Source organism: Sunxiuqinia indica (genome assembly GCF_009847015.1).
Classification (GTDB): Bacteria; Bacteroidota; Bacteroidia; order Bacteroidales; family Prolixibacteraceae; genus Sunxiuqinia; species Sunxiuqinia indica.
In genome coordinates this window covers 58,788-72,660 of record NZ_WVEM01000012.1, presented here as the reverse complement: position 1 = coordinate 72,660, position 13,873 = coordinate 58,788, and the positions used below count along the sequence as shown (strand labels likewise).

General features: G+C 40.8%; 14 protein-coding genes. 7 read left to right on the top strand and 7 right to left on the bottom strand.

Features of this window, described 5'->3' with window-relative positions:
• Positions 1-5: 5 nt before the first annotated feature.
• From leuC to GR929_RS16610, 6 genes are all read left to right on the top strand, one after another.
• A complete protein-coding gene (gene leuC, locus GR929_RS16635) occupies positions 6-1,406 on the top strand; it encodes a 3-isopropylmalate dehydratase large subunit (RefSeq protein WP_159521850.1) in 1,401 nt (466 codons plus the stop codon).
• Positions 1,407-1,448: 42 nt separating this feature from the next.
• A complete protein-coding gene (leuD, locus tag GR929_RS16630; protein ID WP_159521848.1) occupies positions 1,449-2,036 on the top strand; it encodes a 3-isopropylmalate dehydratase small subunit in 588 nt (195 codons plus the stop codon).
• Between the two features lie 7 nt (positions 2,037-2,043).
• Complete coding sequence (locus tag GR929_RS16625; protein ID WP_235934424.1) at positions 2,044-3,588, top strand: alpha-isopropylmalate synthase regulatory domain-containing protein; 1,545 nt, start codon at positions 2,044-2,046, stop codon at positions 3,586-3,588.
• Positions 3,589-3,600: 12 nt separating this feature from the next.
• Positions 3,601-4,098, top strand: a complete 498-nt coding sequence (locus GR929_RS16620; RefSeq protein WP_159521846.1) for a hypothetical protein — start codon at positions 3,601-3,603, stop codon at positions 4,096-4,098.
• 14 nt (positions 4,099-4,112) lie between these two features.
• Positions 4,113-5,177 (top strand): 3-isopropylmalate dehydrogenase, encoded by a 1,065-nt coding sequence (gene leuB / locus GR929_RS16615; RefSeq protein WP_159521844.1) that lies wholly within the window; start codon positions 4,113-4,115, stop codon positions 5,175-5,177.
• A gap of 126 nt (positions 5,178-5,303) precedes the next feature.
• A complete protein-coding gene (locus tag GR929_RS16610; protein ID WP_159521842.1) occupies positions 5,304-5,969 on the top strand; it encodes a 3-keto-disaccharide hydrolase in 666 nt (221 codons plus the stop codon).
• Between the two features lie 101 nt (positions 5,970-6,070).
• On the opposite strand, the gene GR929_RS16605 is transcribed toward GR929_RS16610, so the two are convergent.
• The 3 genes from GR929_RS16605 to GR929_RS16595 all read right to left on the bottom strand — a co-directional run bounded on the left by GR929_RS16605 (position 6,071) and on the right by GR929_RS16595 (position 8,663).
• Positions 6,071-6,523 carry a cold-shock protein gene (locus tag GR929_RS16605; RefSeq protein WP_159521840.1) on the bottom strand — a complete coding sequence of 151 codons (453 nt, stop codon included), beginning with the start codon at positions 6,521-6,523 and terminating at the stop codon, positions 6,071-6,073.
• Between the two features lie 279 nt (positions 6,524-6,802).
• A complete protein-coding gene (gene rluF / locus GR929_RS16600; protein WP_201301042.1) occupies positions 6,803-7,570 on the bottom strand; it encodes a 23S rRNA pseudouridine(2604) synthase RluF in 768 nt (255 codons plus the stop codon).
• A 94-nt stretch (positions 7,571-7,664) separates the two neighbouring features.
• Positions 7,665-8,663: a YhdH/YhfP family quinone oxidoreductase gene (locus tag GR929_RS16595; RefSeq protein ID WP_159521838.1), complete on the bottom strand. Its 999-nt coding sequence runs from the start codon at positions 8,661-8,663 to the stop codon at positions 7,665-7,667.
• Positions 8,664-8,872: 209 nt separating this feature from the next.
• On the opposite strand from GR929_RS16595, the gene GR929_RS16590 reads away from it, so the two are divergent.
• A complete protein-coding gene (locus GR929_RS16590; RefSeq protein WP_159521836.1) occupies positions 8,873-11,842 on the top strand; it encodes a glycosyltransferase family 117 protein in 2,970 nt (989 codons plus the stop codon).
• Positions 11,843-11,932: 90 nt separating this feature from the next.
• Here the strand turns inward: GR929_RS16590 and GR929_RS16585 are convergent, their stop codons facing one another.
• The 4 genes from GR929_RS16585 to GR929_RS16570 all read right to left on the bottom strand — a co-directional run bounded on the left by GR929_RS16585 (position 11,933) and on the right by GR929_RS16570 (position 13,870).
• Positions 11,933-12,280: a hypothetical protein gene (locus GR929_RS16585; RefSeq protein WP_159521834.1), complete on the bottom strand. Its 348-nt coding sequence runs from the start codon at positions 12,278-12,280 to the stop codon at positions 11,933-11,935.
• A gap of 11 nt (positions 12,281-12,291) precedes the next feature.
• Positions 12,292-12,855: an RNA polymerase sigma factor gene (locus tag GR929_RS16580; RefSeq protein ID WP_159521832.1), complete on the bottom strand. Its 564-nt coding sequence runs from the start codon at positions 12,853-12,855 to the stop codon at positions 12,292-12,294.
• Positions 12,831-13,067: a DUF3098 domain-containing protein gene (locus GR929_RS22195; protein WP_159521830.1), complete on the bottom strand. Its 237-nt coding sequence runs from the start codon at positions 13,065-13,067 to the stop codon at positions 12,831-12,833. The genes GR929_RS16580 and GR929_RS22195 overlap by 25 nt, the downstream gene beginning before the upstream one ends.
• A gap of 191 nt (positions 13,068-13,258) precedes the next feature.
• A complete protein-coding gene (locus GR929_RS16570) occupies positions 13,259-13,870 on the bottom strand; it encodes a copper homeostasis protein CutC (RefSeq protein ID WP_159521828.1) in 612 nt (203 codons plus the stop codon).
• Positions 13,871-13,873: the final 3 nt, after the last annotated feature.

The following is a 13,873-nucleotide window of genomic DNA, read 5'->3' as shown; positions in this document are numbered from 1 at the left end:
ATAAATTGGAAGCAAAAACTTTATTCGACAAAATTTGGGATGCTCACGTAGTGAAGCAAGTAGAAGGAGGCCCAAATGTATTGTATATTGATCGTCATTTTATTCATGAAGTGACCAGCCCTGTTGCATTTCTGGGCTTGAAAAACAGAGGATTGAAAGTGTTTCGCCCAGATCAAACTACCGCAACACCAGATCACAATGTTCCAACAATTGATCAGGAGCTGAGTATCAAGGACGAACTTTCGCGTAATCAGGTAGACATGCTGAAAAGTAACTGCGAAACACATGGTATAACTCATCATGGTTTAGGAAGCGAAGGACACGGAGTTGTTCACATTATTGGGCCTGAAATGGGCTTAACACAACCTGGAATGACCATTGTTTGTGGCGATAGTCATACTTCTACGCACGGAGCTTTTGGAGCAATTGCTTTTGGAATTGGTACCAGCGAGGTGGAAATGGTGTTGGCCAGTCAGTGTATCATGCAGCCAAAGCCAAAGAAAATGCGTGTTACTGTTGATGGTGAGCTGAGTAAAGGTGTAACGTCAAAAGATATTGCACTTTACATTATCTCGCAGATTTCTACCAGTGGTGGAACAGGTCATTTTATTGAATATGCAGGATCAGCGATTACCAGCCTGAGCATGGAAGCGCGGATGACACTTTGTAATTTGAGTATTGAATGTGGTGCTCGTGGTGGAATGATTGCTCCGGACGAAACAACCTTTGAATATGTAAAAGGACGTGAGTTCGCTCCAAAGGGAGAAGAATGGGATAAAACGCTTGCCTATTGGAAAACGTTGAAGTCTGATGACGGAGCAAAATTTGATACTGAGTATCATTTTGATGCGGCGGACATTGAGCCCATGATAACCTATGGAACAAATCCGGGAATGGGAATCGGAATTACTCAGTCAATTCCTACTGGTAGCGAAATGGAAGGAACTGATAAAACAACTTTCCTGAAGTCGTTGAAGTACATGGATTACCAACCGGGAGATACAATGACGGGCAAAAAGGTGGATTACGTATTCCTAGGAAGTTGTACCAATGGTCGTATTGAAGATTTCAGAGCTTTTGCTGAATTTGTAAAAGGGAAGAAAAAAGCCGACGATGTAAATGTGTGGTTGGTCCCTGGGTCAAAAGCCGTTGAGAAACAGATTCTTGCTGAAGGGCTGGATCAAATTTTCGAAGATGCAGGGATGGCGCTTCGTCAGCCCGGTTGCTCGGCATGTTTGGCAATGAATGATGATAAAATTCCGGAAGGAAAATACGCGGTATCTACGTCAAACCGAAATTTTGAAGGCCGTCAGGGGCCAGGTGCACGCACGATGTTGGCCAGTCCATTGACTGCCGCCGCCGTTGCAGTAACCGGAGTGATAACAGACCCACGCGAATTGATGTAATCGAAAGTGGGCTTTCATTAATTTTAAAATTCAGAAAATAAAATGGCATACGATAAATTTGTAACATTAACTTCTACGGCAGTTCCATTGCCTGTGGAGAATGTGGACACCGACCAGATAATACCAGCGCGATTTTTAAAAGCAGTGGAGCGTAAAGGATTTGGCGATAATCTTTTTCGCGATTGGCGATACGACAAGTCAAATCAGCCAATAACCGACTTCCCGTTGAACGACAGTAAGTACACCGGAAAAATATTAGTTGGAGGTAAAAACTTCGGAAGTGGATCGAGCCGAGAGCATGCTGCATGGGCGATTTACGATTTTGGTTTTCGGGTAGTTGTTTCCAGTTTTTTTGCTGATATTTTTAAAGGTAATGCCCTGAATAACGGGCTGCTACCGGTTGTTGTTACTCCAGCTTTTCTGGAGAAAATATTTAAGGCAATTGAAAGTGATCCATCCACCGAATTTGAAGTGGATTTGGAGAAACAAAAATTTACCCTGCTGGCTACCGGGGAGGCTGAAGAATTTGAAATCAATCCATATAAAAAACACTGTTTGCAAAATGGATTGGATGATATAGATTTTCTTGTTGACTCGAAAGAAGATATCGAAGCATTTGAAAATAAATAAACGTGTAATGACGGGAAAAATGGTTGAAGTAAAAGACCAGGAACTTTGTATAATGGACACAACCTTGAGGGATGGAGAACAGACCTCGGGGGTGTCGTTCACGGATACTGAAAAGTTAAGTGTCGCAAAAGTGCTGTTGGAAAGTGTAAAAGTTGATCGTATTGAAATTGCGTCAGCTCGTGTTTCTGAAGGCGAATTTGAAGCAGCCCGTCGAATTATGGTTTGGGCTAGTCAACTTGGCTATCTTAATCGCGTTGAGATATTGGGCTTTGTAGATGGGAAAATCTCACTCGACTGGATTGACAGGGCAGGGGGAAAGGTGATTAATCTACTGTGTAAAGGATCTTACAAACATGTCAGCCAACAGCTGAGAAAGACACCGGAAGAACATATTGCCGATATTCAAAAATCAGTAGATTACGCTAACGAATTGGGTATTGCAGTCAATGTTTATTTGGAGGACTGGTCAAATGGAATGAGAAACTCCAAAGATTATGTGCACTTCATGGTCGGCAAGTTGAAAGAAATGAAAATTCAACGCATTATGTTGCCGGATACTCTTGGGATTTTAGATCCGGACGAAACATACATGTATTGTAAGGAAATGATTGAATCGTTCCCCGATGTTGACTTTGATTTTCATGCACACAACGATTATGACCTGGCAATTGCAAATGTTTTTCATGCGATTAAAGCTGGTATCCGCTGTGTACACACAACCGTAAATGGATTAGGAGAGCGCGCAGGAAATGCACCTCTTTCAAGTGTGATTGCAACAATTAAAGATCACCTGAAAATGGAAACGAAGGTGAACGAAAGCATGTTAAACCGGGTTTCAAAATTGGTAGAGACTTTTTCTGGAATCAGAATTCCAACCAACAAACCATTAATCGGGGAGTTTGTATTTACCCAGTGTAGTGGAGTGCATGCCGACGGTGATAATAAGAATAATTTGTATTTCAATGATTTGTTGCCGGAACGGTTTGGACGTACCCGATCATACGCTCTTGGGAAAACTTCAGGAAAAGCTAACATTAAAGCAAACCTAGAAGACATGGGCATTGAACTGTCGACTGAGGCCTTAAAAATGGTTACGAACCGGATTATTGACCTTGGCGATAAAAAGGAAACCGTAACTGCCGAAGATTTACCGTATATTGTTGCTGACGTTCTTCAAGAGAGTTTAGAACAAAAGATTCTCATCAATAATTATTCGCTGTCGCACGCCATGGGTTTAAAGCCATCAGCAACGCTCAGCATACAAATTGATGGAAAAACATACGAATCAACTGCGTCGGGAGATGGTCAGTACGATGCTTTTATGAATGCATTGAAAAACATCTATCGTCGGTTGAAAAAGCCGTTCCCAAAATTATTGGATTACAGTGTTACAATTCCTCCGGGAGGAAAAACTGACGCATTAGTAGAATCGGTAATTATCTGGCAGCTCGATCGGGAGTTTAAAACCCGGGGGCTGGATTCTGATCAAACGGCAGCAGCTATTAAAGCTACAACTCGTATGTTGAATTTATTGGAACATACGAACACTTAAAAAATAAGCCCCATGACCAGATTCACCAAACAAGGGAAAATCCATTTTCCCAAAAACAAATTCTTTCGTCCACAAAGACGATCAGCTAACATTAAAGAAACTGTTATTATTGAAAAATGCTACTGTCCGAATGGACATTCGCTACTTGATGAAAACAGTAAATTTAGTGACCACCCCGGAATTAAAGTTAAGGTGATAAGAAATGGGGGAGATGAAGGCTTTTTAGTTTTAAGCCCTAAATTTGGAGATTACTCCAAAATGAGTATTGATATCACATTCAAAAATGGCGATCTGCTTGAAATGTTTTGCCCGGAATGCAATGCGAAAATACCAATTTATTCAAGCTGTTACATATGCCACAATCATATGTTGACACTTTTTACGACCAAAGATAACTCCTATCAGCATTGTGTGGGAGTATGTCAAAAAGTAGGATGTCATAACTCAAAAATGGTTGAAAATGAACGGATGATATCAGTTATCAGATCTGGTATAAATAGGAATAATTAACAGAATAAATAAAAATGAAATTGAATCTTGCGGTTCTCCCTGGAGACGGAATCGGTCCTGAAATAACAGAGCAGGCCATGAAAGCGGTGAAAGCCGTTGCAGTAAAATTTAATCACGAATTAGAATACAAATACGCTTTAACCGGAGCAGCGGCCATCGATAAAGTTGGTGAGCCTTATCCTGATGACACACACGAATTGTGTATGAAATCTGACGCTGTGCTGTTCGGAGCGATTGGTGATCCAAAGTATGATAATAACCCAAAAGCGACGGTACGTCCGGAGCAAGGCTTGTTATTGATGCGTAAAAAATTGGGTTTGTACGCCAATATTCGGCCGGTTGAAACTTTTGAGTCGCTATTGCACAAATCACCGCTTCGTCGCGAGTTGGTTGAAGGGGCTGATTTTGTGGCTATTCGCGAGTTGACCGGAGGTATTTATTTCGGTGAAAAAGGCCGTAAAGATGATGGAAACACAGCTTTTGATACTTGTACTTATACCCGTGCTGAAATTGAGCGAATTTTGAAATTAGGCTATGAGTTTGCTTTGAAACGCAACAAAAAGTTGACTGTTGTAGATAAAGCCAATGTATTGGAAAGCTCACGTTTGTGGCGCGAGGTTGCCCAGGAAATGGCACCCAACTATCCGGATGTAAAAACCGAATACATGTTTGTTGACAATGCTGCCATGCAGATCATTCAGTGGCCTAAAAACTTTGATGTGATGGTTACCGAAAACATGTTTGGTGATATACTGACAGATGAAGCCAGTGTAATTACCGGCTCTCTCGGTCTGCTTCCATCTGCATCAATGGGAATCCATACTTCGGTATTTGAACCTATTCATGGTTCATACCCACAAGCTGCCGGAAAAGATATTGCGAATCCCATTGCAACCATCCTCTCTGCAGCGATGATGTTCGAATATGCTTTCAATCTGATGGATGAAGGAAAATTGATTCGCGATGCAGTCAACGCTTCGTTGGCTGAAAAAGTTGTTACCGAAGATATTGCTGAAGGTAAAGCGTTCAAAACCTCGGAAGTTGGCGATTGGATTGCTAACTATATTGGCAAAGCATAAATTATAAAATAGACGAAATAGCAGCGAGGCTTTCCAATTTGGAAAGCCTCGCTTGCTTAAAACAATTTTGGTTTCTGAGGGTTCTTTTGTATAGTTTTGCAATTATAAACCACTAAAAATTAAACCATGAGAAACTTGAAAGCTGTATTGACAGCACTGTTTTTATTTCTAGTGTTTGCATCCTTTGCACAACAAGAGAATTGGCTGACTTTGTTTAATGGTAAAAATCTTGATGGTTGGATCCAAAAAAATGGGCAGGCAACCTATACCGTTGAAGACGGGATGATCGTTGGAACAACAGCTAAAGACAGTCCTAACTCTTTTCTATGTACGCAAAAAGACTATGGCAATTTTGAATTGGAATTCGATGTAAAATTATTGGATAATGAATTGAATTCCGGCGTACAAATCCGTTCAACGACAAAAGAATCAGAAGGAGACGAGAAGTTTGGTCGGGTTAATGGCCCGCAGGTTGAAATTGAAGCCAGCGGGGAAAAAGGAGCAGAGGCCGGCTATATTTATGGCGAAGCTTGTGGTGGATGGATGACTCCCAAAGAAGAATTAATTCCTCATAAAGCGTTTAAGGATGGCGTGTGGAATACCTATCGGATTGTCGCAAATGGGGCAAGAATTCAAACATGGATTAATGGAGAACAAATTTCAGACTTGATTGACAATGAGAAATTTGAATCTCATCCGAAGGGATTTATTGGTTTGCAGGTCCATGGTGTTGGGCAGCGCGGACCGTTTCAGGTTGCTTGGAGAAACATCAAGCTTAAGGAACTTGAATAACCAATTTTAGACAATACAAAAAGGCTTTCTCTGTTAACAAAGAAAGCCTTTTTATATGTTTTCAGAAATTGCTCTTTACCAAAGAAAAGAGCAGGATCTCTTTATTTTATTTGATTAACTCTTACAGCTGTAGGTCCTTTTTGGCCCATTTCTACTTCAAAGCTAACAAGATTTCCTTCTTTAATTTCTCCTTCTACATTGTTGATGTGTACAAAGACACTTTCCTTGGTTTCAGAATCACGAATGAAACCGTATCCTTTGGAGTCGTTAAAAAATGAAACAGTTCCTTTTCTTACCGGATCTTCTTTTGCATTCGGATCAGCTTTAGGAACACTAACTTCGATGTCTTCGATGTTGATTTCTTCTTTTTGTGTCGGATCGGGTGGAGTATCGGTAATATTGCCATTCGCATCAACATAGGCGATCATGTCGTCCAGGCTGTTCGACTTATCGCCGTCTTTTCTGGCTAAGCGTTTCTTCTCTTTTTCTTTTCTCTTCTTTTCTTTTTTATTCCGTACTTCTTTTTTGTTAAATGTTTCTTGAGATCTACCCATAAATTAAAATTCTCCAATTATAAATGTTACTATTTTTTAAGTTTTACATTAGCAAAACCTCGTTCAGACTTTTACTGTGTAATTTCCCTTTTGTTACAGTAATAACAAGGATTATTTCAGAAGTTTTAAAAATTAGGATCATCCAAAGGGCTGCGGTCTAAAAACGAAGCAAGTTGAAATAGTCTTTCGAACCTGAATTTTTCATCTGAAATTTCGGCTAAAGTTACAATTTTATTTGTTTGATTTATAATTTCAGTTTAAAGTTCCTTTGCATGTTATTTAGTTGCGACATTTCGAACTGCTATCCGGCGTTTCACTTTTGTGGGTTTTAGACGAATCTGCGACCAGTCGATTAATTTCTTTTAACTCGTTGTTTGTTAAATAGCGCCATTTTCCAACGGGTGTATCCAATGCAATATTCATAATCCGAATGCGCTGAAGTTCGGTTACATTAAATCCCAGATATTCGCACATCCGTCGAATTTGCCGATTGAGTCCCTGTGTAAGAATAATGCGGAATGAAAACTTGCCGGTTTTTTCCACAAAACATTTACGGGTTACGGTATCAAGGATCGGAACCCCGTTGCTCATCTTCGTAATAAAATCTTTGGTAACTGGTTTGTCAACAACTACCAGATATTCCTTTTCATGATGATTACGTGCTCGTAAAATTTTATTGACGATGTCGCCATCGTTAGTCAATAAGATTAAACCTTGGCTAGGCTTGTCTAATCGTCCGATTGGGAAAATACGTTTGGGGTAGTTGATGTAGTCGATAATGTTATTTTTTTCTACCCTGGTATCGGTTGTACAAACAATACCCACCGGCTTATTAAAGGCGATGTAAACCGGTGAATCATTTGGTTCTGAAATCAATTTGCCATTGACCCGCACTTCGTCGTTGGCAGAAACCTTTGTTCCCATTTCCGGGACTTTTCCATTAATTGTTACCCGACCTTCTTCAATCAACTTGTCAGCTGCCCGGCGAGAGCAGTATCCAACTTCGCTTAAGTATTTGTTTATCCGGGTTAAAGATATTTCGGTCATGCTATATTGTTGAGATAATTAACATGCATTTTGATCTGGTTTTTGAATAGCTGCACGTGTTTTCGCTATAATCAAGTTGTGTTTACAGCGTATGTTATTCGTCAATTTTCAAGATTGTTCTTCCTTTCGATTTTCCTTCGAGCATCAAATTGATTTTTTCCTGCAGATCGTCAAGCGTTATTTCAGTACTTGTGTTAGATAACTGCTTTGGTTTCCATTCTTGTGCAAGCTTTTCCCAGACGATCTCTCTGTATTTCATCGGATAATTCTGCGAATCGATACCTACCAGGGTGACGCCTCTTAGAATAAAGGGGAAAACCGTCAGTTCTAACTTGGGTGAGGCCACGTTGCCACAACAGGTTACTGCTCCCATCGGCTTTGTCAACTTAATGATGTTCTCTAATATCACTCCGCCTACGGTATCAATTCCCCCGGCATACATGGGTTTTAATAACGGTTTCCGATCTAAGTTCTCAAACTCCTGTCGCAGGATTATTTCTTTTGCTCCTAATTTGTGTAAATACTCTCGTTCGTTTTCTTTTCCGGTAATGGCGATCACTTCATAACCTAATTTACTCAAAATCGATACACTTAGTGCTCCCACTCCTCCGGTAGCACCCGAAACAATAATCTTTCCATCTTCAGGTTTTACTAATTCTGTGAGACGATGTACTGACATGCCAGCTGTTAAACCAGCCGTTCCATATATCATAGCCTCTTTCATCGATAGGTTTTGGGGTAGCTTTACAGCCCAATCTGAGGGAACTTGAATGTATTCACCAAATCCACCATCGGTATTCATCCCCAAGTCATAACTGGTAACAAGTACTTGATCGCCTGTTTTGAAGGAAGCGTTGTCCGAATCTGTAATTGTTCCAACGGCATCAATACCAGGGGTGTGTGGGTAATTTCGGGTTACTCCTTTGTTACCAGATGCTGAAAGTGCATCTTTATAATTTAATGAACTGTATTGAACTTTGACGCGTATTTCATCTTTATCTAAAGGTTCAAAGGACATTTCTTGAATTGAACCAAGGTAATTGCCGTTTTCTTCTTTCACTCGAAACGCTTTAAATGTTGATTTTCCGTCCATCGTTTTCTCTTTTGTTAGTCATGTGCAAATATCAAAACAAATAAAATCTAAAACAAAAACTAATAGTTTATCATTTAATCGCAGCCAAGGGATTGCACGGCTGTATGATTAAATGAATAGCTTTTTTTTAGGACGAACACTTAGGTTAATGTTCGTTCGGTTGTTGAACCTTTCCAATTTGGCGTGTATCAATAGGAAAACAAACCGCCATGAATTATCAAAAATCGAAAATGCTCCTCGGATGGACTGTATTCCTGATTTCTCTGCTTGTTTACGGATTAACCATTGAACCTACTTTGAGTTTGTGGGACTGTGGCGAATTTTTGGTTTCGGCCTATAAGCTTGAGATTTGCCATGCACCGGGAGCCCCTTTGTTTATGCTGTTGGGACGGGTGTTCTCGCTGCTCAGTTTTGGAGATGTGGAGAGAGTAGCCTTGCTGATCAATTTAGTTTCGGCCTTATCAAGTGCCGGAACAGTGATGCTGTTATTTTGGATCTCAGCTTGGCTGATGGAGAAGTTTACAACAGAAAACCGTGCGGCAGTTTTGTTGGCTTCGGCAGTTGGTGCCTTAACATTTGCTTTTACCGATTCCTTTTGGTTTTCGGCGGTTGAAGCCGAAGTTTATGCTTTGTCATCCTTGTTTGTGGCTTTAGTTTTATGGGCTGCCACCCGCTGGGAACGCGAAGCCGACCATCCATCTGCGAATCGTTGGATTTTGCTGATTTTCTTTTTTACAGGCTTGTCCATTGGCGTGCACTTGCTCAATTTGCTGGTGTTACCAACAGTGGCATTAATCATCTATTTTAAAAAGTATCGTTCTTCTCTAAAAGGGATATTCTTCGTTTTGGCAGGCTCTGGTTTGTTTATTATCATTCTCATGAAGGTTTTTATTCCCGGTATTTTTTCACTGGCTGGTCCAATCGAACTTTTTGCGGTCAATCAACTTGGGTTGCCGGTAAATAGTGGCTTTTACGTTTATGTAATTTTACTGGTTGCAGCTTTGTCGGCTGGTCTTTTTTATTCGCACCAAAAACAAAAGGTTGGGCTCAATCTGAGCTTGCTGTGCCTGGTTTTTTTAATGGTTGGCTATACTTCGTATTTTGTTCCTTTTATTCGTTCCGCCGCCAATCCGCCAGTCGACCAGGGAAACCCCGAAACTACGTTTGAACTAATCAATTACCTGAATCGTGAAAATTATGGTAGCCGCCCCATTCTATATGGCGCAACATACGGGTCAGTTGCCCGGTCGTATACTGACCGAATCAGTTATGAGTACGATGGAGAACAGTATTATCCGATTAAGCTAAACCCGGATATTAAGTATGAACCCGGAACAGCGAGTTTTTTCCCACGCATGAATAGCAGGGAAGAGCAGCATTTAAAAAGGTATGCCAAATGGGTTGATTTAAAAGGGAAGAAAGTACATATTCGCACCAAGTCGGGTGAGGCAAAGCAAACGACAATACCAACATTTATGGAGAATTGGCAGTATTTCTGGCGCTACCAATTTGGACATATGTATTGGCGTTACCTGATGTGGAACTTTGTTGGCCGACAAAACGATATCCAGGGGTTTGGCGGCGTGGAGAATGGCAACTGGCAATCCGGTATATCCTGGGTTGATCAGGCTCGATTGGGAGATTTATCAACTTATCCGAAAGAACTTCAGCAAAACAAAGCACACAACAGCTATTTCTTTTTGCCTTTGTTGTTGGGCTTGGTGGGGCTGTTTTTTCATTATCGAAAAGATAAACAGACCTTTCTGGAAATGATCCTACTTTTTGGGATCATGAGCATTGGCTTGGTTGTTTACCTCAATGAAATTCCAATTACACCGCGGGAACGTGACTACGTTTATGTGGGTTCTTTTTTCGTATTCAGCATGTGGGTTGGAGTAGGCGCATTCGCCTTTTTCGTTTTTTTGAAAGAGAAAATTCGAACTAATTCTGCGTTGGTTATAGTTGGACTGATGACAATGGCCGCCGGTCCGGGCATTTTGTTTCAACAAAACTACAATGATCATGATCGTTCGGGCAGGTATACCGCTCGCGATCTGGCCCGGAATTACCTGGAGTGTTGCGAGCCCAATGCTATTTTGTTTACGCATGCCGACAATGACACCTATCCGCTGTGGTATTGTCAGGAAGTGGAAGGGATTCGGCAGGATGTTCGCATAGTGGTCATGCCCTATTTAAATGCAGGTTGGTACATGAAACAAATTCATCACAAAATATACGAAAATGAAGGAGTGAAATTGACCATTCCGGCAGACAAGTATAGCAAAGGTGAAGTTGATTATTTGCCAGTTGTACCGCGAATCAGCAAGGAGCAGGCTATTGATAGGGTGCTGGATTTTGTGGCAAACGACAGTTCTCAAACCAAGGTTAGTTTACAGTCGGGCGAGCGGGTTAATTTCATTCCCGTTTCAGAAATATATTTGCCTGTGGGTGATAACAAGATTTCAATTGGAACCGACAAGAAATACCTCATGCGAAATGAGCTGGCCTTCTGGGATATTTTGAGTTCAAATGCAGCTGAGCGTCCCATTTGTTTTACTTCGATTTCTGATGCTATGGAATACGGATTGCAGGATCACCTGAGTTATGACGGATTGGTGTACCGGTTGGTGCCTGACTACCAGAAAAGTAACTCAGTAATTGATGCCGGGATTGTAGATACTGATCGCTTGTATAACAAATTGATGAAGAAATGTAATTGGGAAAACATGGAAGATGCTGACGTGTATTTCGACTGGCACCACCGACGATTGTTTGCCTCGGCACAGATTAGACTTTCTTTTTATCGACTGGCTCAGGCTTTGGTTAACGAGAATAGAAATGAGGAAGCACTTGAAGTAATCAATAAAGCCCGGGAGATTGTTCCGTTTCGAAATTGGCCATTGGATTATTACTCCGTTTTGATGAACGAACTGTATTTCAAAATGGGGAAGGAGCAAGCTGGTGGATTGGACTTAAGGCAGTTGAGCGAAAATTTGGAGGAGTGGATCAATTATTATCTAAATATGGAGGATCCCAAGCTTGTCAGTTTATCGCGCGACCTTCAATTGAAACTTTATTTATATCAGACTTTAGTAAGTAGAGCTGAGGCAAATCAGTTCGCATCATCGGATGATATGAAGGACAAATTGGATGGGTACCTGGCTCTGTTGGAAAATTAGCAAGAATTAAAAGCAGCATGTCCCTGAAAAACAAAAAGCTCGCCTTGTTGAAAAGACGAGCTTCTTGTAATATGTAACCTTTATTTGTAATTAAAGAGCCTGATCGGTTGCTGATTTTGAATCCGTATGAAATAAGGTAGAATCCAAAACTAAATTTTGTTGAACTTGTGTGGAATCAATTAGTGGAGTAGTTCCATTGGTTGATTTAAGCTCAGGCTTTATCATTACAAAGGCAAAAAGCACAGAGGCTACGACAGCCTTGGCTCCAAGTCCTTTCAAGGAAAATATCCATCCGAAGAAACCGCTGAATGAATTTTGTCTGACTTTACTTCGGACTGATTCCAACATAAATATATAATTAATGCGATGCCCTACTTTGGGTGAAGGTTCACCAACATGATCTCGCCGAATCAGTTCTTCTATATGTTTTTCGCTCATTGCTATTGGATTTAAAATTCAATTTCACCTTTTAAGTGCTGAAACTTTTCAGCTAAATACTTTCGCGTGTAAAAAAGCCTCGACTTAACAGTTCCTGGCGCAGTTTCAAGCATTCCTGCAATTTCTTTTACCGGAAATCCCTCGCGGTAGTGCATAATAAATACCGATCGATGCTCCGGGCTTAGCGAATCCAGACTTTTGAAAATTGAGTTGACTAATTTTTCTTCCGTAATTGACTCTGGTAAAACAGGGTTTACATGCCTGTCGCCGTAATGAGTTTCCTTACGAACTTCCCTGCGGCGGTATTCATTTTTGCAAAGGTTGTATGCTACCGAAAATACCCAGGTTTTAAATGGGTAAGCAGGATTAAAATGCCCAGGTTTTTCAATAATTTTCAAAAACAGATCTTGTAAAAAGTCGTTCGCTTGCGACTCCGAATTCAACATGCGAAAGAAATAATAGTACAGGCGGTCTTTATAGCGCTCATAGAGTTGGTTGAACGCTTCCTGATCGCCGTGTCTGATACTCTGCATCAACTTTTCGTCACTTGTTATTTTCTTTTCTCTTCCGAACATCTTTTTTTCGGTTGTTTTAAAATCAGAAAGATTAAACTAAAATACGTTCCAACAATAATTAGCGGGGCCAGGGTGATTCTTCGAAAACTGAAAATGAGTTCATCAAATTTATCGGGCTGATGATTATCCGGTCCGCTCATCAGAACGTAAGCTAAAGTTAATAAAAGAAGGGCAAATATTAGCCACAAATACTTCTTCCTGTCGAATAACATATTGCTTGTAATTAGTGTTGTTTTCTACAGTACACGCGAAAATAAGAAGGTTCAATTCAGACGAAGGTAAAATGAAAACAGAATTGAATTAACTGATTGTCATAACGCGGACAGAAGGGTGAAGGCCGATACTGAAACGATTGTCTTACAGATAGTTGTGCTGCTTTCGGTTAAAAAGAAGAATCTTCGTATTACACAATTTTCTTACCATGAAATTCATTCGTGTGAATCAACTGATTCAACGAATACAAGTTGTCTTTAGTGACTTTCCCGGCCGCAACGATGGTGATTCGTCCATTTGCCTTTTCAATCAGTTGATTTAAGATGGGGACACCTTCTATGGCTGTTGATTTGGTTCCGGAAGTTAGAATCCGGTCTACTCCAAGTTGTATTAAGGTTTCAATTCCTTTTAAGGGATCGCTCAGTTCATCAAAGGCCTTGTGAAAAGTAACCTGCATGGGACGGGCACGCTCAACGAGCATTTTTGTATTCAACTCATCAATTTTACCCTTTTTTGTGAGCAGGCCAAACACGACAGCTGGAACGTTGAGTTGCTTGCAAACGTCAATATCAGCTTTCATAATTTCAAGCTCTGCTTGCGTGTATCTGAAGTCACCACCTCGTGGCCGAATCATCACAAAGGTTGGAATAGTCAGCTGTTCCACACAGATTTTGATCGTTCCGAATGATGGGGTAGTTCCTCCCATAGCTAGGTTTTCGCATAGTTCAATGCGATCAGCTCCGGCTTTTTGGGCGGATAAGCCTTCGGCATAGCTTTCGATACAGGCTTCTTTTAGATGCATGAT